The sequence below is a fragment of the Necropsobacter rosorum genome (assembly GCF_964241405.1).
In the GTDB taxonomy this organism is placed as follows: domain Bacteria; phylum Pseudomonadota; class Gammaproteobacteria; order Enterobacterales; family Pasteurellaceae; genus Necropsobacter; species Necropsobacter rosorum.
In genome coordinates, this window is the sequence record NZ_CAXSXF010000004.1 from 81,451 (window position 1) to 104,165 (window position 22,715).

Sequence of the window (22,715 nt, forward strand, 5' to 3'; positions counted from 1 at the left end):
CTTTTCGCTAGACTAACGTCCGGTAAATAATAAATTTTAATTCATTTTTAGTTATGGAATCTGTCGAATTATTGGTGAACGTAACGCCGAACGAAACCCGTATCGCGTTAGTGGACACAGGGATTTTAAAAGAAGTTCATATTGAGCGTCAGGCAAAACGGGGTATCGTAGGCAACATTTACAAAGGGCGGGTCACGCGCGTGCTACCGGGCATGCAATCGGCGTTTGTGGATATCGGCTTAGAAAAAGCGGCATTTTTGCACGCCTCGGATATCGTATCGCACACCGAATGTGTTGACGAAAACGAGAAAAAACAGTTTATCGTCAAAGATATCGCCGAATTGGTTCGCGAAGGTCAGGATATCGTGGTGCAGGTGGTGAAAGACCCGCTCGGCACCAAAGGCGCACGGCTGACTACCGATATCACCCTGCCCTCCCGCTATTTGGTGTTTATGCCGGAAAACAGTCATGTCGGCGTCTCGCAGCGGATTGAAAGCGAAGAAGAGCGCGGACGGTTAAAAGAGCTGGTATTGCCGCTTTGTGACGAACTGGGCGGCTTTATCATTCGCACTGCCGCCGAAGGGGCGACGGAAGACGATCTGAAACAGGATGCGGATTTTCTGAAACGCTTGTGGCGAAAAGTGATGGAACGCCGCGGCAAATACCCGACCCGTTCCATGTTATACGGCGAACTGGCGCTGACCCAACGGATTTTGCGGGATTTTATCGGCGCCGGTCTGGAAAAAATCCGCATCGACTCAAAACTGTGTTTTACCGAAGTCAGTCAGTTCACCGCGGAATTTATGCCGACCTTAACGGATAAACTGGTGCTGTATTCCGGCAGTCAGCCGCTGTTCGACGTTTATGGCGTCGAAGCCGCCATTCAGACCGCGCTGGATACCCGGGTAAATTTAAAATCCGGCGGGTATCTGATTATCGAACAGACCGAAGCGATGACCACCATTGATATTAATACCGGCGCATTCGTCGGTCACCGCAATCTGGAAGAAACCATCTTCAACACCAATATCGAAGCCACCAAGGCGATCGCGCAACAATTGCAACTGCGCAATCTGGGCGGCATTATCATCATTGATTTTATCGATATGCAAACCGAAGAACACCGCGCCCGCGTGCTGGAATCGTTGCAGGAGGCGCTGTCAAAAGATCGGGTAAAAACCAGTGTCAACGGCTTTACTCAACTCGGACTGGTGGAGATGACCCGTAAACGCACGCGGGAAAGTCTGGAACATGTATTATGCGGTGAATGCCCCGCCTGCAAAGGCCGCGGCCGGGTGAAAACGGTGGAAACCGTCTGTTACGAAATCATGCGCGAAATCATCCGCGTGCATCATTTATTTTCCAGCGAACAGTTTGTGGTGTATGCCTCAAGAGCGGTGGCGGATTATCTGATTAATGAGGAAAGTCACGGTCTGGTCGCGGAGCTGGAAGTGTTTATCGGCAAACAGATTCAAATCAAAACCGAAGTGTTCTATCATCAGGAACAGTTTGACGTGGTGGTAATGTAAGCATAAACGGTAAAAAACGTGCGAAAAAACGACCGCACTTTTTCTGCCGCCCGGCAAAATCAACCTGCCGCTCATCCGTTTTTGATGTTTTATCCCTTTGATTTTACTTAATTATTATTGCGATCAGCAAACCGAATCGGAAAATGTCGCCCTTCCCATGGGCGAATGCCGTGCGGCGGGCTGATCGCCAATCCATGAGAAAACTATGTTAAACAACGTCACCCAAAGCCTGCTTGGCCAAAGCAATTTATCTCTGCAAGATTTATCCAATATCTTTGATCGCCTTGCCCGGCGCCATATCGATTATGCGGATCTGTATTTTCAACTCAGTCAGGACGAAAACTGGGTGCTGGAAGACGGCATTATCAAAGAAGGCGGTTTCCATATCGATCGCGGCGTCGGCGTACGCGCCGTCAGCGGCGAAAAAACCGGTTTTGCCTATTCGGATCAAATCAATCTCGCCACGTTACAGCAATGCGCCGATGCGGTGAAAGGTATCGCGCCGGCACAAGCGGCTCAACCGCTCAGGGTACAGCGCTTTAATGCGGTTATACCGACCTTACGCTACGCCGCCTTAAACCCGCTGGACAGTCTGAGTAAAGCACAGAAAATTGAGTTGCTGCATTTAGTCGATCGCACCGCGCGGGCGGAAGACCCGCGCGTCACACAGGTGTCGGCGAGTTTAAGCGCCGTGTATGAAGAAATCCTCATCACTGCAACCGACGGTACGCTGGCGGCGGATATCCGCCCGTTGGTGCGGTTATCGGTGTCGGTGCTGGTGGAACAGGACGGCAAACGCGAGCGCGGCGGTGCCGGTGCCGGCGGACGTTTTGCGCTGGATTGGTTCCTACAGCCGTATCAGGGCGAAATCCGCGCGGTCTATTTCGCCAAACAGGCGGTTCGTCAGGCGCTGATTAATCTGAATGCGGTTCCCGCTCCGGCCGGCGCCATGCCGGTGATTTTAGGCGCAGGCTGGCCGGGCGTCTTATTGCACGAAGCGGTGGGACACGGTCTGGAAGGCGATTTCAACCGCAAACAAAGCTCATTATTCAGCGGAAAACTCGGCGAGCTGGTGACCTCGCCGCTGTGTACGATTGTTGACGACGGCACGCTGCCGGATCGCCGCGGTTCGCTTACCGTTGACGATGAAGGCGTGCCGAGCCGGCGCAATGTGCTGATTAAAGACGGTATTTTGCAAGGCTATATGCAGGATAAAATGAACGCGCGCCTGATGGGCATGCCGCCGACGGGCAACGGACGCCGCGAAAGCTATGCGCATCTGCCGATGCCGCGCATGACCAATACCTACATGCTGGCCGGCCAGAGCCGGTTTGACGATCTGATCGCCTCTGTCGATCGCGGCATTTTCGCACCGCACTTCGGCGGCGGGCAGGTGGATATTACCTCCGGCAAATTCGTGTTTTCCACCTCGGAGGCTTACTTAATCGAAAAGGGCAAAATCAGCAAACCGGTAAAAGGCGCAACCCTAATCGGCAGCGGCATCGAAGTGATGCAGAATGTGTCCATGGTGGCGGACAGCGTGGAGCTGGATCACGGTATCGGCGTTTGCGGCAAAGAAGGACAAAGCGTTCCGGTCGGTGTCGGTCAGCCGGCATTAAAAATTGACCGCATTACGGTGGGCGGTACCAACTAACGAATTTTTATTCATTAATTTGACTAAATATTCATTTAGGATTATGCTGAAAGCACATTTCTACTCATGCACTATAAGGACGGCAGAATGAATACCTATAGCAGACAAACCTTCGATCAGGTCATGATCCAGAATTACGCACCGGCCGATTTTATTCCGGTAAAAGGCAAAGGCTGCCGGGTATGGGATCAGGCCGGGCGCGAATATATTGATTTCACCAGCGGTATCGCGGTCAACGCGCTGGGCCACTGCCCTGACGAAATCGTCGCGGTATTGAAACAACAGGGCGAAACCCTCTGGCATTCCAGCAACTGGTTTACCAACGAACCGGCTCTGGCGCTGGCCGGCAAATTAACCGACAAAACCTTTGCCGAGCGCGTTATGTTTGTCAACTCCGGCGCCGAGGCCAACGAAGCGGCGCTAAAACTGGCACGCCGTTACGCCTTCGATCATTTCGGCGCGCAGAAAAGCAAAATTATTTCGTTCAAGCAGAGTTTCCACGGCCGCACCCTGTTTACCGTCAGCGTCGGCGGTCAGGCGAAATATTCCGACGGCTTCGGCCCGAAACCGGCGGATATCGTACATGTGCCGTTTAATGATCTGGCGGCAGTCAACGCCGTCATCGACGATCACACCTGCGCGGTGATCGTTGAGCCGATTCAGGGAGAAAGCGGCGTGCAGCCGGCAACTCCGGCATTTTTACAGGGCTTGCGCCGATTATGCGATGAAAATAACGCATTGCTGATTTTCGACGAAGTGCAAACCGGGCTGGGGCGCACCGGCCATTTCTACGCCTATATGAAATACGGCGTTACACCGGATATTTTAACTTCCGCCAAAGCACTGGCAAACGGCTTTCCTATCGGTGCGATGATGACGACCGACAACATCGCCGCCAGCTTTACGCCGGGCGTACACGGCACCACTTTCGGCGGCAATCCGCTGGCCTGTGCGGTTGCCGCAAAAGTTGTGGATATTCTCTCCGCGCCGGAATTTCTGGCCAATGTGAACCGCACTTCGGCGCAATTTATCGCTGCTCTTAACTCGCTTAATCAAAAATATGCCCGGTTTAAGCAAATTCGCGGTGAGGGATTACTCATCGGTACCGAACTGATCGACCGCTATCGGGGCAAGGCGGCGGATTTCGTGAAGAAAGCGGCGGATAACGGTTTGATGATATTAGTGGCAGGGCCGAACGTGCTGCGTTTCGCCCCGGCGCTGAATATTTCAGCGGAAGAATTAACCTTAGGCCTCGAACGACTGGAAGAGACTTTACGTTAACCGCCTCTTGAGCGATAAAAAGTGCGGTGGAAATTACGCCTGTTTTTCGCCTATCGCTCATGTTAATCCGTTTCCAGCGCACTGTTGTCTCATAAACCACAGGCGAAAAAAATGCGGCTAAAATGCCGCATTGTCTGTTTTGTGCGCAAATTATTATTTGCTGTAACGTCTGAATACCAGCGCGGCGTTGGTACCGCCGAAGCCGAAACTGTTTGACATAACCGTGCGCAAACCGGCATTTTCTTTCGTTTCGGTCACGATATTCATGCCCGCCGCCTGCTCGTCCAGCGTTTCGATATTGATACTCGGTGCGATAAAATCGTGTTCCAGCATCAACAAACTGTAAATCGCCTCATGGGCACCCGCCGCGCCTAAAGAGTGGCCGGTCATGGATTTGGTGGAGGAAAGCGGCGGCACGTTGTCGCCGAACACATTTTTAATCGCGCCCAGCTCTTTTACATCGCCGACCGGAGTAGAAGTACCGTGCACATTAATATAATCGATCGGCGTATCTACGGTTGCCATCGCCTGTTTCATGCAACGTTCCGCACCTTCACCGCTCGGCGCAACCATATCATAACCGTCGGAAGTCGCGCCGTAACCGACGATTTCCGCATAAATTTTGGCACCGCGTGCCAGCGCATGTTCCAGCTCTTCGACCACCACGACCGCACCGCCGCCGGCAATTACGAAGCCGTCGCGGTTGGCATCATATGCACGGGAGGCTTTGGTCGGGGTATCGTTATATTTCGTGGATACCGCGCCCATGGCGTCAAATTCAGTGGCGCATTCCCAAGACAATTCTTCCGCGCCGCCGGCAAACACAATATCCTGTTTACCCAGCTGAATTAATTCCAGCGCATTCCCGATACAATGCGCCGAGGTTGCGCAGGCGGAGCTGATACTGTAATTCACACCGCGGATTTTATATGGAGTGGCCAGACAGGCGGACACGCTGGAGGCCATGGTTTTAGTCACCGCATAAGGGCCGACCGCTTTAATGCCGCGCGGGCCGCGCACCGCATCGCAGGCAACCAGCTGATTATGCGCCGAACCGGTACCGGCGCCGATCACAAGACCAGTACGATCATTAGACACCTGCTCTGCGCTCAGCCCAGCATCTTCAATCGCTTCTTTCATAGCAAGGTAAGCATAGGCCGCGGCATCGCCCATAAAACGATACACTTTGCGATCAATGAATTCTGCAGGATTTAACTTAATGGTACCGGCGATGTGGCTGCGCATGCCCATTTCAATGAAAGAAGGTACCGCTTCAATACCTGATTTACCCGCTTTCAATGAGGCCAGCACCTCATCTTTATTATTGCCGATACTGGAGATTACACCGAAGCCCGTAATCACTGCTCTTTTCATAGATCATTTCCTTAATGTGTTTGACGGTTAAAAATAAGAACACGGTCGCTAACTTACTACGAAATGAAAATATTGCAAGTATTTCTTTGAAGGTTCGACCAATGCGGAAAATTCCGCTATTATAGCAAAAGAAATTTTTCCCACAAAGGACAGCGACATGCGCCTTCACGTTACTCCCGCCGAGATCTATTTTAATCAAACGAACACGCCGGTTTCCACCCGCTTCGACGATGTGTATTTTTCCAATCAGGACGGCTTGCAGGAAAGCCGTTATGTGTTTTTGCAGGGCAATCACCTTTGGTCGCGCTGGCAACAATGTCACCAACGGCATTTTGTCATCGCCGAAACCGGCTTCGGCACCGGCTTGAATTTTTTTGCTGCCACGGCGCTGTTTCGGCGCTTTCGCCGTGATTATCCGCACTCGCCGCTGACGCGCCTGTTTTTTATTTCCTTTGAAAAATATCCGCTGTCCGCCGCGCAGCTGGCCGAGATTCACCGCGCCTATCCGGAATTCAGCGAGCTGGCGCAACAGCTGCAACAGGACTGGCCGGAGCCGATCGCCGGCTGTTATCGCCTGCATTTTGCCGAAACTACGCTGGATGTGTGGTTCGGCGATATTGCCGATAACCTGCCGCAGCTGGGGGATTATATGTGCCAGCGCATCGACGCTTGGTTTCTTGACGGTTTTTCGCCGGCTAAAAATCCGCAAATGTGGAACGATGAGCTGTATCGCAACATGTACCGCTACACCAAACCGCAAGGCACCTTCGCCACCTTTACCGCCGCCGGTGCCGTGCGTAAAGGGCTGCAACAGGCAGGATTCGAGGTCAGCAAACGCAAGGGGTTCGGTCAAAAACGCGAATGTCTGCATGGCATTAAACCTCATGACGCCCCGGCGCCTACCATCAATACGCCTTGGTATCTGGCGCAGCCGGCGCATTTCGAGTCAAAGCCTGATGTTGCGGTAATCGGCGGCGGAATCGCCTCATTATTCACCGCACTTTCCCTGCTGCAGCGCGGCGCCCGCGTCACGCTCTATTGCGAGGACGAACAACCTGCGCTGAACGCCTCCGGCAATAAACAGGGCGCGTTTTACCCGCAGCTCAGCGATGACGATCTGCGCAATATTCGTTTTTATATCCACGCCTTCGCCTACGGACAACAGCAACTGCGCCGGGCGATTGCACAAGGCATTGCATTTGAACATCAGTTTTGCGGCGTGGCGCTGTGCGCCTACGATCAAAAAAGTGCGGTCAAATTAGGCAAAATTTCCGCCTGTGGCTGGCCGTCGACGTTATTCCGTTTACTCGATCAAAAGACCCTCAGCGAAACGGTGGGATTGCCCCTGCCGTGCGGCGGCGGTTTTATTGCGCAAGGCGGCTGGCTGGCGCCGCGTCAGTTTGTGCAGACGATGTTCGCCCATTTACAGCAGCAGGGGCTTATCATCAAAACTGCGCAAAAAATCACCGCACTTTCGCCGCTTTCCGGCGGCTGGCAGCTGACCAATGCCGATGGCGCACAGTTCACGCATTGCGTCGCGGTGCTGGCCAACGGCCATCGGCTGACTCAATTTTCTCAAACGGCAAAACTGCCACTTTATCCGGTACGCGGTCAGGTCAGCCAGATTCCCACCTCGGCGAATCTGCTGAAACTTAAAACGGTGTTGTGTTATGACGGCTATCTCACGCCGGCGGATCAGGCGAAAAGCAGTCATTGCATCGGCGCAAGCCATGTGCGCGATAATGCGGATCGCCGTTTCAGCCCGCAGGAACAACAGGAAAACCAGCACAAAATTCAGCGTAATCTGGCGCCGATGGATTGGGTGAACGAGGTGGATACTTCGGGCAATCTGGCGCGGGTCGGCGTGCGCTGTGCGGTGCGTGATCGCATTCCGATGGTGGGAAACGTGCCGGATTTTCAGCAACAAACCGCAGATTATCGGAATCTGTTTAACCTGCGCCGCCGCCGGCAAGGAATAAAACATGCGGCGAACTACCCGAATCTGTATCTGATAGGCGCGCTGGGCTCACGCGGATTAACCTCCGCTCCGCTATTAGGCGAAACGCTGGCCTCTTTGATTTACGGCGAACCCTTGCCGTTAAGTGAAGATATTATGCAGCATTTAAGCGCCAACCGCAGCTGGATGCGTAAATTACTGAAAGGCACGCCGATTAGCTGAAAAAAATCCCTTATCCTGCAACAGGATAAGGGATTATGACTCTGTTTGCGGCGGATTATTTCACCCGGCTGCCCGGCTGTGCGCCCGCATCCGCATCCAGCAGGAACAAATCGCTGCCGCCGCTACCGGCCGATAAAATCATCCCTTCGGAAACGCCGAATTTCATCTTGCGAGGTGCCAGATTCGCCACCATAATAACCAAACGTCCTTCCAGTTCCTGCGGTTTCGTATAAGCGGCTTTAATGCCGGAAAATACCTGACGGGTTTCAACGCCTAAATCCAGGCTAAACTTAAGCAGTTTATTACTTTCCGGCACCGCTTCGCATTTCAGCACTTTCGCCACCCGCAAATCCAGTTTGGCAAACTCCTCAATGCCGATAGTCGCTTCAAAAGGTTCAATCGGCGCCGAAACGGCGGTATTTTTGACCGCACTTTGGCTGACCTGTGCATTCTCCGCTTTTGATGCCTCGATCATGGTGTCGATTTGTTTCATCTCCAACCGCGCGAACAAGGCTTTAAACGGCGCGATTTGGTGCGCCAGCAACGGCGAGGTTAAATTATCCCAGCTCAGTTCCGTTTGCAGAAACGCCTCCGCCCGTTCCGCCAGTTGCGGCAGAATCGGTTTCAGATACCCGATAAGCAGGCGGAACAGCTGAATGCCCATGGAGCAAACTTGCTGTAATTCAGCCTCACGCTCTGCTTGTTTGGCGATGATCCACGGCGCTTTTTCATCCACATATTTATTCGCTTTATCGGTCAGCGCCATAATTTCGCGCACCGCTTTAGCATATTCGCGCTGTTCATAATAAGTCGCGATCTGTTCCGATTGTGCGGTAAATTCGGCAAATAATGCGTCATCTTCCAGTTTATCCGCCAATTGACCGTTAAACCGTTTGTGAATAAAACCGGCATTGCGGGAGGCCAGATTAACCAGTTTATTCACCAGATCCGTATTGACGCGCTGCACGAAATCTTGCAGATTCAAATCCAGATCATCAATCCGATTGCTCAGTTTGGCCGCATAATAATAACGCAGGCATTCCGGATCCAAATGTTTCAGATAAGTCGCCGCCTGAATAAAGGTGCCGCGCGATTTAGACATTTTCTCGCCGTTTACCGTCACATAACCGTGCACGAAAATATTGTTCGGCTTGCGCAGCCCCGCGCCTTCCAGCATCGCCGGCCAGAACAGGGAATGGAAATACATAATGTCTTTGCCGATAAAATGATAAAGCTCGGTTTCGCTATCCTGGCGCCAGAAACTGTCGAAATCAATACCGTCCTTTTTATCACAAAGGTTTTTAAACGACGCCATATAGCCGATCGGCGCATCCAGCCAGACGTAAAAATATTTATCCTGCGTATGCGGAATTTTAAACCCGAAATACGGCGCATCGCGGGAAATATCCCATTGCTGCAAGCCGGCATCGAACCATTCGCGCATTTTATTGGCCACTTCCTGCTGAAGCGTGCCGGAATTGATCCAGTCTTTCAGCATCGCTTCGAAACTTGGCAGGTCAAAGAAAAAATGTTCGCTTTCTTTTAATACCGGTGTGGCGCCGGAAACCGTCGAGCGCGGGTTAATCAGCTCCGTCGGGCTGTATGTGGCCGAACAGACCTCACAATTATCGCCGTACTGATCCGGCGATTTGCATTTCGGGCAGGTGCCTTTTACAAAGCGATCCGGCAAAAACATGCCTTTTTCCGGGTCAAACAACTGGGAAATGGTGCGGCTTTTAATAAAGCCGTTGGTTTTCAGCCGCTGATAAATGGTTTCGGATAAAATTTTATTTTCGTCGCTGTGAGTGGAATGATAATTATCAAAACTGATATTAAAGCCGGCAAAATCCGCCATATGGCTTTGCTGCACCTCGGCAATCAGCTGTTCCGGCGTAATGCCCATTTGATCCGCTTTCAGCATAATCGGCGTGCCGTGCGCATCGTCGGCGCAGACAAAATAAATTTCGTTGCCGCGCATGCGCTGAAAACGCACCCAGATATCCGCCTGAATATGTTCTAACATATGACCTAAATGAATCGGACCGTTGGCATAAGGCAATGCGCAGGTGACCAAAATTTTACGCGCCGGATTTGACATGATTTATCTACCTTTCTCCTCAAAAAAATCGGCCTAGATTTTACCTGATTCACGGTATTTTTTCCAGTTCAACCGCACTTTTCACAATTTTGACTTAACACGGCCGATTCGGCATGTTTAAATATAGCCGACGAATTTACCTCACCAGCTTTAAAGGAATAATAAGTTATGGCTATTTTCTTTTCTGACAATCTGACTGACACGCAAAAACAGCAGATTCAGTCGCTTTTCCAACAATTCCGGCACCCGACGCTGCACCAGGATCTGACGGCGTTAAACGCGGTAAAAAAAGTGGAAAAAGGCGGCACGATTTTACGGGTTGAAATCACCATGCCTTTTGCCTGGAATAGCGGATTTGCCCAATTACAGACCGCACTTTCCGAGCCGTTGCAGAAAATCAGTGACACCTCGCAAATTAAATGGCTGCTAAACTACCAAATCGCCACCTTAAAACGCGCCAATAATCACCCGGCGGTCAAAGGGGTCAAAAACATTATCGCGGTGACCTCCGGCAAAGGCGGGGTCGGCAAATCAACCATTGCGGTCAATCTGGCGCTGGCTTTGCAGGCACAAGGCGCGCATGTCGGCATTCTGGATGCGGATATTTACGGTCCGTCGATTCCGCATATGTTAGGGGTGGCCGATCAGCGTCCGACCTCACCGGACAACAAACATATCGATCCGATCCGGGCTTACGGCCTGCTCGCCAATTCCATCGGCTTTCTGATGGAGGCCGACAGCGCCACCATCTGGCGCGGCCCGATGGCAAGCAGCGCATTAAATCAGTTATTACAGGAAACCTTATGGGCGAAAGACGGCACCGAGCTGGATTATCTGGTCATTGATATGCCGCCGGGCACCGGCGATATTCAGCTGACCCTGTCGCAGCAAATTCCGGTGACCGGCGCGATTGTGGTCACCACGCCGCAGGATATTGCTTTAATCGATGCCATCAAAGGCGTCGCCATGTTCCAGCGGGTTGCCGTACCGGTATTGGGCATTGTGGAAAATATGTCGGTTCACATTTGCAGCCACTGCGGTCATCAGGAACCGATTTTCGGCACCGGCGGCGCGCAAAAAATGGCGGAAAAATATCAGGTCAACGTTTTATCCCAACAACCGCTGCATATCCGTTTGCGTGAAGATATGGATAACGGCACGCCGACCGTAGTGTCCGCACCGGACAGCGAAATCACCCGTTCCTTCCTGCAACTGGCGGAAAAGGTCGCCGCCGAACTCTACTGGCAGGGCGATGTCATTCCGGGTGAGATCATGTTTAAAGAAGTGAAATAAACCTCGCAAAAGTGCGGTTAATTTTCGATCAAAAATCACCGCACTTTCAGACAGGCAACAACGCATAACAAAAAAGCTCCCGTTTTCACGAGAGCTTTCGACTTTGGACTTACGCTCAATAATTAGCGACGTAAACCTAAACGTGCAATCGTAGAAGTGTAAAGTTCAAGATTGGTACGTTTTAAATAATCCAACAGTTTACGACGACGGGAAACCATGCGTAATAAACCACGGCGACCATGGTGGTCTTTTTTGTGCTCCGCAAAGTGAGCCTGTAAGTGGTTGATTTGTGCAGTTAATAACGCGATTTGCACTTCGGAAGAACCGGTATCTTTCGCATCACGACCGAATTCGGCAACAATTTCCGCTTTTTTTTCTGTACTTAGAGACATAATATAATCCTCATAATCGGGAAGTTAACGATACATCGTTCGCCGATCTCTAACTCAGCGACGACAAAGAAGTGTGAATTTTAACATTGAGCGGGGAAAAAGCAATGAGATATTATAAGAAATCATTGTATTAACATACTTATGACAATATATGTAATGCCATATAGAGCAAAAAACGATCATCTGTACTACTAAGATTTAACCCTGTTAAGTCAGCGATTTTATGTAAACGATACTCTAGTGTGTTGCGATGTATATATAAAGCCCTTGCGGTAGCTACCGTTTGCATATCGTTTTCGAACCAAGCTAAGAGAGTTTTCACTAAAACACCATTATTATCCATTAATTTTAATTTTTTAATCGGTCGTTCCAATTCCTCTCTTTGCCATCCTTCCTTTAATTGTTCCAATAACACAGGAAGAATTAAATCTTGATAATTATAAATTCTCTGCTTTGGTAATCGTGCTTTACCTATGCTTAATGTGGTTTTAGCGGTACGGTAAGACAAATAAATGGAGTTTTCACCGGTAAAATAATTTCCTAATGAAATACGCACATTTAACTTTGCGCTTTCATTCATACGTCCTACTAACTGTTTGATACGAGCCAACTGTTCTTCAACTTCCCAACGCCCAAAACTATTTAATGCTGGCTTTAAAATAATCAATTCCGTTAAAGATAACACAGCAACTAAATTATCTCTTTCCGGGATCTTTAAAAGCTGCTGTAAATTTTGCAACTCACTACGTGCATTTTCTATTCCCAATTGGCCACTATCCACTTCAATAATACAAGCAACCCGAGGAATAGATAAATCCACGCCTAACCGATTTGCCCATTCAACTAAACTTGGGGTAATAGTTTCACTATCGATTAAATTAAGTACTAACTCTTCTTTTAAACGAGTATCCTGTGCCAACATATTAAACAGACGAGCTTGCTCTAACATCATTTCGGCCGTCATCCGCACTAGCTTGCCAAATTCTTTCAAACTTGTGGGATTACCCGTTAATCCGATAACACCGACAATATTCCCTTCGACTCGCAGAGGTAAATTAATTCCGGGACGTACACCGTGCAAGCTATGAATTACCGCTTCATTAATATCAACAATACGACCTTGAGAAAGAACAAGTAAAGCGCCGTCATGGATTTCCCCTATACGATTAAGATCGCCGCTTGCAATAATTTTACCTTTTGAATCCATAATATTGATATTGCAATCAATAATATCCATCGTTCGCTGAACTATTTTTTGGGCAAGCTTTTCATCTAATAAGTAAACAGACATGATTTTCTCTACCCTAGTCCTTTTTATTAAGGATATTCATTCTTAATACCGCAGCAATATTACGCGCCGTAGCTTCTAAATTGATTTCCGCATCCCCAAAAGCTTCAGATAATGTACAAATCTTATTTAAGATACTAAATACGGCATCTAACCCATAATCGTATACCACTTGGATATCCTGTCCTAAGCTACCCGCAATGCCAATTACTGGTACATCATATTGTTTTGCAATATTAGCAACACCAACAGGTACTTTACCATTGATGCTTTGATGATCAATACGACCTTCTCCGGTAATTACTAAATCAGCATCTTTGATTTTATCTTCCAGATTCAAAAGATCGGTAATAATACCTATACCACTTTTCAGCTCACCATTTAATACTGCGGCAAATGCAGCCCCCAGCCCTCCGGCGGCACCTGCTCCCGGTAAATCTTTAACATCAATATTTAAATCCTGCTTGATGATTGAGGCAAAATGTGCTAACGCGGCATCCAATTGCTTCACCATTTGCGGGGATGCACCTTTTTGCGGTCCAAAAATAGCAGAAGCACCCGTTTCACCAATTAACGGATTAGTTACATCACAAGCAATATTAAAACGACATTCGGGCAAACGCGAATCAAGAGATGATATGTCAATTTTAGACAAACGAACCAACTCTGCACCACCGTAACCAATATTTTGATTATCAGCATCTAAAAGTTTTACCCCTAATGCTTGTAACATACCCGCTCCACCATCATTAGTAGCGCTTCCCCCCAAGCCGATAATGAAAGATCGCGCTCCTAAATCCAATGCAGACAAAATTAATTCACCAACCCCATAACTTGTCGTAATTAGCGGATTTCGTTTCTCTACTGGTACTTGTGCAAGACCACTGGCAGAAGCAACTTCAATAAATGCAGTAGATCTGTCATTGGATATGCCAAAAAACGCATTTAATGGTTGTCCTAATGCACCAGTGACAATCAATTCTATTTTTTCGCCCTTAGTTGCATCAATCATAGTATCTACCGTACCTTCACCACCATCAGCAACAGGTATTTTTATATATTCGGCATCAGGAAAAACTTGCTTAAATCCTTTTTCAATCGTATTAGCGACTTCCATCGCAGAAAGGCTCTCTTTATAAGAATCGGGTGCAATAACAATTTTCATATTTTTATTCTCTTTTATGATTTCTGATTCCATTTCAAATAATAATCAAAAAATATTTTTTAGAAAATTATTATCTGAAATGAAATAAGCTAAAAAACAGGGAGTAGAATAATTTATTCTGCCCCCTGGCTCTTATATCAATAATCTTTAAAAACGTTTAATCTCCGTATTAGTTAATCTTTCATAATAACGAGCCAATGCACTGTGATCCAGCTTGTCATCACCGGCAGAACGTAACGCCTGCATCATTTCCATAACAACTGAAGTTAACGGTAAATTTGCCCCGACACCATGTGATGTATCCAAAGCATTCGCCAAGTCTTTAATATGTAAGTCAATACGAAAACCCGGTTTAAAGTTACGATCCAGTACCATTGGCGCTTTAGCATCCAACACGGTACTACCGGCTAACCCACCACGAATTGCCTGATATACCAATTCAGGATCAACACCCGCTTTAGTCGCCAGCATAAATGCTTCTGACATTGCGGCAATGTTTAATGCAACAATAACTTGATTGGCTAACTTAGTCACATTTCCTGCACCAATTTCACCGGTATACACAACGGATCCGGCCATCGCTTTCATTACATCATAATATTTATCAAAGACCGCTTTTTTACCCCCAACCATAACAGACAAACTACCATCAATAGCTTTAGGTTCTCCCCCACTTACCGGTGCATCCAACATTTCAACGCCGTTTTTCTCTAATTCGGCATAGATTTCTCGACTTGCTAATGGTGCAATTGAACTCATATCAATAACGACTAAACCCGGTTTAGCGCCGTCTATAACCCCGTTTTCACCGAGAACGACAGCTTTTACATGAGGTGAATTAGGCAACATTGTGATAACTATATCTACCTGCGCGGCAACCTCTTTTGCTGTTGCCGCAGATGAGGCTCCCAAAGCGACCAGTTCATCAACTGCCGCTTTGTTTAAATCTGACACAACCAATGAATAACCCGCCTTAATTAAATTCTTACTCATTGGTTTACCCATAATACCCAGACCAATAAATCCGATTTTCATAACTTACCTCTCTACTGTTTTAAATAAATATTAATTGATACAGAAAAAATATTTTCTGCTGTTTAAATAATAAATAAAAAATTATGCTTTAAATTTATGACACAAAGCTCTAGTAGCCCCTTTGAACACGCCTAGATCACTGCCCACAGCAACAAATGTCGCGCCCCACTCAAGATAACGACGGGCATCTTCTTCTACCGGAGCCAAAATACCACATGCTTTACCATGTTTTTTTGCTGTTTCAAAAATATATTTAATCACTTTTAATGCTTCCGGATGATTTGGTTGACCAAGATAACCTAACGCAGCAGACAGATCGCCCGGGCCGACAAATACACAATCTACGCCCTCTACAGCTGCTATCTTTTCTACATTATCAACCCCTTTTTGGCTCTCAATTTGCACAATTACACTAATATTATCATTGATAACTTTAAAATAATCCGGCACCGTACCATAAGCATTACTTCTATGTGCCACTGAGACACCTCGAATACCGGCCGGAGGATAACGTGTAGCAGAAACAGCACGAATTGCATCATCTTCCGTTTCAACAAATGGAATTAAAAAATTATAAAAACCGATATCTAATAGTCGTTTAATCACTACAGGTTCATTTTGCGGAGGCCGTACAATCGGCATACTGTTACTGTCTTTTACCGCCATTAATTGCGGAATAAATGAAAGAACATCATTCGGTGCATGCTCACCATCAAATAATAACCAGTCAAATCCTGCTAACCCTAGAATCTCAGTAGTAATAGGGTTACCTAGTGCACTCCAACAACCGATTAGGGTTTCACCTTGCTGTAATTTCCGACGAAATTCATTAGGAATATATTTTTCGTTCATAACTATTTCCTTCAATACAGTTAATATAAAATTTGTGAAAAAGTCTAAATTGTTTCAATTTAAGGATCATTGTAATTACGCCTAAAAAGAACAATATAATTATTTATATATATATGCAAAAGCCCAATTCAGTTTATTAAATTCACATTACCTTATCGAAAATAACACCTATTAAGTTAATTTCTGGTGTTGAAAACAAGGCTCCAAAGCCTATTTTTGTGATCTTCCTCACATATTGTTATGCAAATGCATAAAGAAAATTCAAATTTCTCTTTTATCTTGTGATAAATCGTGAAACCCGAAAATATCTAGGTTCAATATAATGCGGTATATCAAACATCTTTATCAGGGCTAATAATGGCATCCTGCTGTAATTTATTATCCGGGATGAGAATTTGATCACAAACACTTAATAATGACTGATTAAGCATAAATCGAATGTACAAGTGCGGTAAAAAATGGATGAAAATCAACCGCTCTTTTCAAAATTCAAACAAAAGAGGTTACATTATGAGCACACCCATTATCACTGAAATGCAAATTATCCCGGTAGCTGGCCATGACAGCATGTTATTAAACTTAAGCGGCGCACATAGCCCTTACTTCACTCGTAATGTCATTATATTAAAAGACAACAGTGGGCACACTGGCGTAGGCGAAGTTCCCGGAGGTGAGAAAATTCGTCAAACTCTAGAGGATGCCAAACCGATCGTACTCGGTAAAACGCTTGGCGAATATAAAAACGTGATGGAAACCGTACGTCGTACGTTTCACGATCGTGACGCCGGTGGACGTGGGCTACAAACCTTTGACCTGCGCACCACAATCCATGTAATTACCGCAATTGAAGCTGCGATGTTGGATTTATTAGGTCAACACTTAGGCGTGACCGTAGCTTCACTTTTGGGAGATGGACAACAACGCGATGCGGTGGAAATGCTTGGTTACCTCTTCTTTATAGGCGATCGCAAAAAAACGACTCTTGCATACCAAAGTCAAGAAAATGATCCATGCGAATGGTATCGCATTCGCCATGAAGAAGCGATGACACCGGAATCAGTCGTCCGTTTAGCGGAAGCAGCATATGAAAAATATGGCTTTAATGACTTTAAATTAAAAGGCGGTGTATTGGATGGCTTTGAAGAAGCCGAAGCCATAACGGCGCTTGCTAAACGTTTCCCGGAAGCACGTATTACCCTAGACCCGAATGGTGCATGGTCATTAGATGAAGCTGTCAAAATCGGTAAACAATTAAAAGGCGTACTCGCTTACGCTGAAGATCCATGCGGTGCGGAACAAGGTTATTCCGGTCGTGAAGTTATGGCTGAATTCCGTCGTGCAACGGGACTTCCAACTGCAACAAATATGATTGCGACTGACTGGCGTCAAATGGGGCATACCATTTCATTGCAATCAGTAGATATTCCACTTGCTGATCCACACTTCTGGACTATGCAAGGGTCTGTTCGTGTAGCTCAAATGTGTAATGAATGGGGGCTAACATGGGGTTCACACTCAAATAACCATTTTGATATTTCATTAGCCATGTTTACGCATGTTGCAGCTGCCGCACCGGGCAACATTACAGCTATCGATACACATTGGATTTGGCAGGAAGGCAATCAACGCTTAACGAAAGAGCCGCTACAAATAAAAGGCGGTTTAGTTGAAGTACCTAAGAAACCAGGTTTAGGCATTGAGGTGGACATGGGACAAATCATGAAAGCTCACGAACTTTACAAAAACATGGGATTAGGCGCACGTGATGATGCTATGGCAATGCAATTTCTAATTCCGGGCTGGACATTCGATAATAAAAAACCTTGTCTGGTACGTTAAGGTTGTTCCGATACTGTGGCTAATCTCTATAGGTTTTACCACAGTTTTATTCATCAATTAAACGCCTTACTAAGGATAAAAACATGGAAGCAATAAGTATGTCACAAATGCTGCTCGGTTTAGCCGTTGGCATTATACTTCTTTTAGTTCTTGCAATGAAAACCCGTATTCACGTTTTTATTGCATTAATCTTAGCTGCATTAGCTACGGGTCTTATCGGCGGACAAGAATTTGCAGCAGTAATCAAATCAATAACTAAAGGTTTTGGTAGTACATTAGGAAGTACCGGTATTATTATCGGTGTCGGTGTAATGATGGGCGCAATTTTAGAAAAATCAGGTGCGGCTGAACAAATGGCGTTCTCAATTATCAAACTTATTGGTAAAGCAAAAGAAGAATGGGCACTCGCATTAACAGGATACGTCGTCGCAATCCCTGTTTTTGCAGACTCCGGCCTAATTATACTAACTCCTCTTGCAAAATCACTTTCCCGCATGACTGGTAAAAGTGTAATCGGCTTAGGTTTAGCAATGGCGACCGGTTTGCAATTAGCACACGTTTTTATCCCGCCGACACCGGGGCCATTAGCAGTGGCCGGGATCTTAGACGTGGATATGGGAGTAATGATTCTCTGGGGTATCATGTTAACAATCCCAACACTTGTTATGTCAACGCTCTATTCAAAATGGCTAGGTAAAAAAATCTACCAGATCCCAACCGAGGATGGTACAGATTTTGAACGCAAAGAATTCAAAGAGGAATATATCAAATCAATCGAAAACTTAGAACAAATCTATAAAGATAAAAACTTGCCGGGTGCATGCTTATCATTCGCTCCAATTATTATTCCTTTATTCTTGATTTTAGGTAACACAACCGTTGATTTCTTAAAAATTGAAAATACTTTTGCTGAATTCATTAAAGTTATTGGCCACCCAATTATTGCATTAATCATTGGTTTACTGATTGCAATTTATGGTTTGGGTCGTAGTCTAACGAAAGCGGAAACAAATAAAGCGATTGAAGATGGCGTAAAATCAACTGGCATGATTCTTTTCATTACCGGTGCCGGAGGTGCATTAGGCTATGTTGTGCGCGATGCGGGTATTGGTAACGCACTAGGCGAAGCTGTCTTAACTATCGGTATTCCCGGTATCTTAATTCCGTTCGTTATTGCTGCATTAATGCGTATCTCATTGGGTAGTGCAACTGTTGCACTCATCACAGCAGCAACCTTAACGGCACCACTAGTTCAACAATTAGGGCTAAATCCAACTCTAGTTGCAATGTCAACCTGTGCCGGCGCAGTATCATTCAGTTACTTTAATGATAGTGGGTTCTGGGTATTCAACGGACTATACGGATTAAAAGAAGTAAAAGACCAATTTATGGCCAAAACCATGGTATCATTCATTGGCTCCAGTTCCGCCCTCGCGTTAGTGTTAATTTTTGATATCTTTATTTAATTCGAAAAACTTTTAATACAATCTGCTGACATTTAACATATGTCGGCAGATCTTCTACTGGGAAAAATGATGAAATACATCACTCTAAAAAATAACGATAAACTTTGCAAGCTCGGTATGGGTAGCTGGTTTATCGGCGATAATCCGAACCGTCGCAAAGATGAAATCGCAGCCTTTCGGCTAGGTATTGAGAACGGTGTTAATCTCATTGATACGGCCGAAATGTACGGTAATGGACGTTCAGAACGTTTAATTGGCGAAGCGATTCGGCCCTATGCACGAAGTTCTCTATACATTGTTTCAAAAGTACTTCCCAATAACGCTAACGCGAATAATATGGAACGCGCTTGCGATAATTCACTGAAAAACCTCGGAACAGATTATCTTGATATGTATCTTTATCACTGGCGCGGTGCTACACCACTTGATGAAACGATAAAAGAATTAGAGCATCTTAAAATGTTGCCGACCGCGAATTTTGAGAAACGCAACCACTAAAAGTGAGAAATTTAAAGCCTTGCAAATTTCCCATTTTTAATGGTTTTGTTAAAATCCGCACGCCCTGCAGGGTAGGCGGCAGATGGCTATATGCAAGGTGCTTTGCGTAGCTGGTAACAACCGCATTGCAGTGTGGTTGTTATCGCCGTCTTTTTATTGTTTAACTTTGTGCAGGGTAAACCTCCATCTGATGTATCACAGCCAACTGATTTGGACTAAATCGCCAACCCTCCTCACAATTGTGAATTGCATTAAAACACCATTCGCTGCAAAAATATTTTGAGCGTTTTTGGTTGATGCCTAACGCAATACCTATTGCTCCCCACCAGTCATATTTTGCGCCCAAAGTGCGGTTAAAATAGGCTATGATTTGTTGTGCGCTGATGTTATCAAGCAGGATTAAGTCCCACTTGCCGTCTTTGATATTAATTTGTTTGCACCGCACGCCACCGTCTCTTGGGCTTGAGCTATAGCAATCGTAAATCGGGCGATAGTCGTATTCGCCCCAATTCTCTAGCTGTTCTACTGCAATCTCACAATGCGAATATTGTCCACGGGTAATTTTGCGGATTAGCCAATCACTAAATCGGTCATAAAGGCTGCCGCCGGCGCCTTTATAGAGCGCTAAATAGACAGTTGCCATGCATCCACCTCTTTTTCGATTTCGTCAAGCTGCGATAGTTCGGTCGCTGCCAGAATCCGATCTTCAAACGCCTGTCGCGCGCCGATTATTGCCCCAATGGTAACTGCAAATTGGCTCGATTTTTCAATTACTTTTGCGACTAACACATCAAACGGGATACCGCGCACTTGCGCAATCTGGCGCAGCATGGGTGTGTCAGCTTTCGGATCAGCCTGATAAGCCAAGGCTTCTTTTTCTTGGCGGTAAAATGAATCAATCTCTGTTTGCGGGTAGCCAGTTAATACTTCGGCTTTGATTACATCGGTTTTCGTCGCAAGCCGTGTAATTAACTGTGCCTTGCGTTGTTGTAAAAGTGCGGTTAAATCGACACTAATTTCGCGGTAAACAAATTCCCCGTTGACAAAACGCGTTAATCCGTTGTCTTTTGCACAGTATTGTCGATATTGAGCATCTGTTAATTTAGGCATATCTTTAAATGCTAAATCTGCGTACAGATGTGCAAAATCACTATCAATGAGCTCAAAGTGACCGTCATCATCTAACACATGCACAAAATAGGTCATATTAATATCCCTCCACAACAATATACATATCCATTGGTTCGTCAGCCCCTCCTTTAACGCGACATGAGTTAAGCCAGATTCTGTCTTTGTTATTACCTTGTTTTCTTAAGTTCCAACCGAAATTCCACTCGCCTGCTTCATTATGATATGCCGCTGATGTTGTTGAATTAGTCGAGCGCATACCCTGTGCCTGAATATTTATAATTTTGTTTGGCATTGCTGACCAAAGCTGTAAATAAATCTCTATCCCGCGCTCTTCGGCTTTGCCACCAATATTATGCTCTTCCCAGTTAAACCATAACATCCGAAAATGTTTCAAATGTAAAATTTGTATTATTCTACCATCCGGATAAGTAATAACTTGTCCTGTAATCTCTATATTTCGAGTTGTACCGTTATCCCAGATTGTATTTGTGCCTTTAATTGTCCGGCTGTAATTTTTACGCGTTACAAGCCGATTAATGCTCACGCCCAAATCTGTAATTCCATAGCCCGCGATAGTGGTCGGACGGCTGGTCACTTCGCTAAAGGACGGCCAGCGCGTCGCAGTCGCCGGTTTGTCTTTGAGTGTTGCCCAGTTATGGTCGGTAATGCCATAGCCGGCGATAGTAGTTGGCCGGCTGGTCACTTCACTAAATGACGGCCAGCGAGTCGCAGTCGCTGGTTTGTCTTTGAGTGTTGCCCAGTTGTGATCCGTAATTCCATAGCCCGCGATAGTAGTCGGACGGCTGGTCACTTCGCTAAATGATGGCCAGCGGGTCGCAGTCGCCGGCGCATTTGTAATCTGCGACCATGAATGGTTATGTGACGATGGCGGAAATGTTGAGGGCTTGCTTCGAATTTCGTTCCAGTCTGCCCCATCGATACGTAACCAAGATTTAATCTGATTATTATTGTGATGGGTCCGTAAATACATTTGGTTTTGATGTGTAAAAATAAGTTGAGCGTACGCAATACTAGACTTGAGTGACAAAACTGTACCATAAGAATATGCCCCAGCTGGCAGTTGTTCCCCTGTTTTGTTATGATATGACGCTACACTATTTCCACTTAATAACAAGCCATCTAACTGATTAGCATCTTTTCCGACATTATCTACTGTAATGCTATCTGTAATCCCATAGCCCGCCAATGTGGTTGCTGGCGATTGTTTTGCCGCTGCGGTTTTTTGCGCTTTATCCGCCGCTGTTTTTGCCTCCACGCCTTTATCATAAGCTATTTTTACTGCTTTCGGCGTTGCCGCTTTATCTTCCGCCGTGCTGTTTGTTGCCGAATCTAATTGCACAACACCTTGCTGGCTTGTCGAACTTTTTGGGAGTGCATGACTATGACCATTTTTATCTGCAACACTGGTGCTTTCTGCTGTTAAATCTTTGGGTTTAGATTTGCCCGTTAATAATTCAAGGGCTTTTTTAAGCCATAAAGTTCGGTTAGCAAGCTGTTTGATCGGCTTGTTTGTAATCCCGTTTTCACCCCCGAGTACAGGGTCGTTTTCTTCGATTTGGTAGATGCCGTCCCACTTTTCTTGTTCTTTTAAATTCGCCATAAAACATCCTTTAAATGTCG

Annotated in this window: 18 protein-coding genes; 8 read left to right on the forward strand and 10 right to left on the reverse strand. The window is 46.3% G+C overall.

The genetic code is table 11. The features are described from left to right. The first annotated feature begins 53 nt into the window (after positions 1-53). From rng to ACESOH_RS08590, 3 genes are all read left to right on the forward strand, one after another. On the forward strand, positions 54-1,529 hold the full coding sequence (gene rng, locus ACESOH_RS08580; RefSeq protein ID WP_032093638.1) for a ribonuclease G: 1,476 nt from the start codon (positions 54-56) through the stop codon (positions 1,527-1,529). Between the two features lie 205 nt (positions 1,530-1,734). Beyond that, positions 1,735-3,183 (forward strand): metalloprotease TldD, encoded by a 1,449-nt coding sequence (gene tldD, locus ACESOH_RS08585; protein ID WP_373100752.1) that lies wholly within the window; start codon positions 1,735-1,737, stop codon positions 3,181-3,183. 87 nt (positions 3,184-3,270) lie between these two features. Next, positions 3,271-4,464, forward strand: coding sequence for an aspartate aminotransferase family protein (locus ACESOH_RS08590; protein ID WP_373100754.1), 1,194 nt, complete (start codon positions 3,271-3,273; stop codon positions 4,462-4,464). 153 nt (positions 4,465-4,617) lie between these two features. Here ACESOH_RS08590 and fabB read toward each other — a convergent pair whose 3' ends face one another. Further along, positions 4,618-5,838, reverse strand: coding sequence for a beta-ketoacyl-ACP synthase I (fabB, locus tag ACESOH_RS08595; protein ID WP_373100756.1), 1,221 nt, complete (start codon positions 5,836-5,838; stop codon positions 4,618-4,620). Positions 5,839-5,995: 157 nt separating this feature from the next. Here fabB and mnmC point away from each other — a divergent pair, with 157 nt between their 5' ends. Continuing rightward, entirely contained in the window at positions 5,996-8,017 is a 2,022-nt protein-coding gene (mnmC, locus tag ACESOH_RS08600; RefSeq protein WP_373100758.1) for a bifunctional tRNA (5-methylaminomethyl-2-thiouridine)(34)-methyltransferase MnmC2/FAD-dependent 5-carboxymethylaminomethyl-2-thiouridine(34) oxidoreductase MnmC1, read from the forward strand. 55 nt (positions 8,018-8,072) lie between these two features. On the opposite strand, the gene metG is transcribed toward mnmC, so the two are convergent. Further along, the gene (gene metG, locus ACESOH_RS08605) at positions 8,073-10,115 is read right to left on the reverse strand and encodes a methionine--tRNA ligase (RefSeq protein WP_373100760.1); all 2,043 of its coding nucleotides are present in this window, start codon (positions 10,113-10,115) and stop codon (positions 8,073-8,075) included. A 168-nt stretch (positions 10,116-10,283) separates the two neighbouring features. Between metG and apbC the strand changes: the two genes are divergently transcribed. Beyond that, positions 10,284-11,408: an iron-sulfur cluster carrier protein ApbC gene (apbC, locus tag ACESOH_RS08610; protein ID WP_373100762.1), complete on the forward strand. Its 1,125-nt coding sequence runs from the start codon at positions 10,284-10,286 to the stop codon at positions 11,406-11,408. A 122-nt stretch (positions 11,409-11,530) separates the two neighbouring features. Here the strand turns inward: apbC and rpsO are convergent, their stop codons facing one another. The 5 genes from rpsO to garL all read right to left on the reverse strand — a co-directional run bounded on the left by rpsO (position 11,531) and on the right by garL (position 16,140). Further along, positions 11,531-11,800, reverse strand: a complete 270-nt coding sequence (rpsO, locus tag ACESOH_RS08615) for a 30S ribosomal protein S15 (RefSeq protein WP_032093631.1) — start codon at positions 11,798-11,800, stop codon at positions 11,531-11,533. Between the two features lie 139 nt (positions 11,801-11,939). Further along, a complete protein-coding gene (locus tag ACESOH_RS08620; protein ID WP_373100765.1) occupies positions 11,940-13,091 on the reverse strand; it encodes a CdaR family transcriptional regulator in 1,152 nt (383 codons plus the stop codon). A 13-nt stretch (positions 13,092-13,104) separates the two neighbouring features. Continuing rightward, a complete protein-coding gene (locus tag ACESOH_RS08625) occupies positions 13,105-14,253 on the reverse strand; it encodes a glycerate kinase (protein WP_373100909.1) in 1,149 nt (382 codons plus the stop codon). Positions 14,254-14,400: 147 nt separating this feature from the next. Continuing rightward, positions 14,401-15,288 carry a 2-hydroxy-3-oxopropionate reductase gene (gene garR, locus ACESOH_RS08630; RefSeq protein ID WP_373100767.1) on the reverse strand — a complete coding sequence of 296 codons (888 nt, stop codon included), beginning with the start codon at positions 15,286-15,288 and terminating at the stop codon, positions 14,401-14,403. A gap of 81 nt (positions 15,289-15,369) precedes the next feature. Next, positions 15,370-16,140, reverse strand: a complete 771-nt coding sequence (gene garL / locus ACESOH_RS08635) for a 2-dehydro-3-deoxyglucarate aldolase (RefSeq protein WP_373100769.1) — start codon at positions 16,138-16,140, stop codon at positions 15,370-15,372. Positions 16,141-16,650: 510 nt separating this feature from the next. Here garL and gudD point away from each other — a divergent pair. From gudD to ACESOH_RS08650, 3 genes are all read left to right on the forward strand, one after another. Then, entirely contained in the window at positions 16,651-17,979 is a 1,329-nt protein-coding gene (gudD, locus tag ACESOH_RS08640; RefSeq protein WP_373100771.1) for a glucarate dehydratase, read from the forward strand. 83 nt (positions 17,980-18,062) lie between these two features. Further along, positions 18,063-19,445 carry a GntP family permease gene (locus ACESOH_RS08645; RefSeq protein WP_373100773.1) on the forward strand — a complete coding sequence of 461 codons (1,383 nt, stop codon included), beginning with the start codon at positions 18,063-18,065 and terminating at the stop codon, positions 19,443-19,445. A gap of 39 nt (positions 19,446-19,484) precedes the next feature. Continuing rightward, on the forward strand, positions 19,485-19,943 hold the full coding sequence (locus tag ACESOH_RS08650; RefSeq protein ID WP_373100775.1) for an aldo/keto reductase: 459 nt from the start codon (positions 19,485-19,487) through the stop codon (positions 19,941-19,943). Between the two features lie 160 nt (positions 19,944-20,103). On the opposite strand, the gene ACESOH_RS08655 is transcribed toward ACESOH_RS08650, so the two are convergent. Genes ACESOH_RS08655 through ACESOH_RS08665 form a run of 3 tightly spaced genes read right to left on the reverse strand, consistent with a single transcriptional unit; the run spans position 20,104 to position 22,695 of the window. After that, positions 20,104-20,586, reverse strand: a complete 483-nt coding sequence (locus ACESOH_RS08655; RefSeq protein WP_373100777.1) for an enoyl-CoA hydratase — start codon at positions 20,584-20,586, stop codon at positions 20,104-20,106. After that, positions 20,568-21,149 carry an HI_1402-related protein gene (locus ACESOH_RS08660; RefSeq protein ID WP_373100779.1) on the reverse strand — a complete coding sequence of 194 codons (582 nt, stop codon included), beginning with the start codon at positions 21,147-21,149 and terminating at the stop codon, positions 20,568-20,570. The genes ACESOH_RS08655 and ACESOH_RS08660 overlap by 19 nt, the downstream gene beginning before the upstream one ends. A 1-nt stretch (position 21,150) precedes the next feature. Continuing rightward, complete coding sequence (locus ACESOH_RS08665) at positions 21,151-22,695, reverse strand: tail fiber protein (RefSeq protein WP_373100781.1); 1,545 nt, start codon at positions 22,693-22,695, stop codon at positions 21,151-21,153. Positions 22,696-22,715 lie beyond the last annotated feature (20 nt).

Excerpts from the sequence above, each read along its gene's own strand:
- rng (WP_032093638.1), top strand. The coding sequence starts at position 54 with ATGGAATCTGTCGAATTATTGGTGAACGTAACGCCGAACGAAACCCGT.
- tldD (WP_373100752.1), top strand. The coding sequence starts at position 1,735 with ATGTTAAACAACGTCACCCAAAGCCTGCTTGGCCAAAGCAATTTATCT.
- ACESOH_RS08590 (WP_373100754.1), top strand. The coding sequence starts at position 3,271 with ATGAATACCTATAGCAGACAAACCTTCGATCAGGTCATGATCCAGAAT.
- fabB (WP_373100756.1), bottom strand. The coding sequence starts at position 5,838 with ATGAAAAGAGCAGTGATTACGGGCTTCGGTGTAATCTCCAGTATCGGC.
- mnmC (WP_373100758.1), top strand. The coding sequence starts at position 5,996 with ATGCGCCTTCACGTTACTCCCGCCGAGATCTATTTTAATCAAACGAAC.
- metG (WP_373100760.1), bottom strand. The coding sequence starts at position 10,115 with ATGTCAAATCCGGCGCGTAAAATTTTGGTCACCTGCGCATTGCCTTAT.
- apbC (WP_373100762.1), top strand. The coding sequence starts at position 10,284 with ATGGCTATTTTCTTTTCTGACAATCTGACTGACACGCAAAAACAGCAG.
- rpsO (WP_032093631.1), bottom strand. The coding sequence starts at position 11,800 with ATGTCTCTAAGTACAGAAAAAAAAGCGGAAATTGTTGCCGAATTCGGT.
- ACESOH_RS08620 (WP_373100765.1), bottom strand. The coding sequence starts at position 13,091 with ATGTCTGTTTACTTATTAGATGAAAAGCTTGCCCAAAAAATAGTTCAG.
- ACESOH_RS08625 (WP_373100909.1), bottom strand. The coding sequence starts at position 14,253 with ATGAAAATTGTTATTGCACCCGATTCTTATAAAGAGAGCCTTTCTGCG.
- garR (WP_373100767.1), bottom strand. The coding sequence starts at position 15,288 with ATGAAAATCGGATTTATTGGTCTGGGTATTATGGGTAAACCAATGAGT.
- garL (WP_373100769.1), bottom strand. The coding sequence starts at position 16,140 with ATGAACGAAAAATATATTCCTAATGAATTTCGTCGGAAATTACAGCAA.
- gudD (WP_373100771.1), top strand. The coding sequence starts at position 16,651 with ATGAGCACACCCATTATCACTGAAATGCAAATTATCCCGGTAGCTGGC.
- ACESOH_RS08645 (WP_373100773.1), top strand. The coding sequence starts at position 18,063 with ATGGAAGCAATAAGTATGTCACAAATGCTGCTCGGTTTAGCCGTTGGC.
- ACESOH_RS08650 (WP_373100775.1), top strand. The coding sequence starts at position 19,485 with ATGTCGGCAGATCTTCTACTGGGAAAAATGATGAAATACATCACTCTA.
- ACESOH_RS08655 (WP_373100777.1), bottom strand. The coding sequence starts at position 20,586 with ATGGCAACTGTCTATTTAGCGCTCTATAAAGGCGCCGGCGGCAGCCTT.
- ACESOH_RS08660 (WP_373100779.1), bottom strand. The coding sequence starts at position 21,149 with ATGACCTATTTTGTGCATGTGTTAGATGATGACGGTCACTTTGAGCTC.
- ACESOH_RS08665 (WP_373100781.1), bottom strand. The coding sequence starts at position 22,695 with ATGGCGAATTTAAAAGAACAAGAAAAGTGGGACGGCATCTACCAAATC.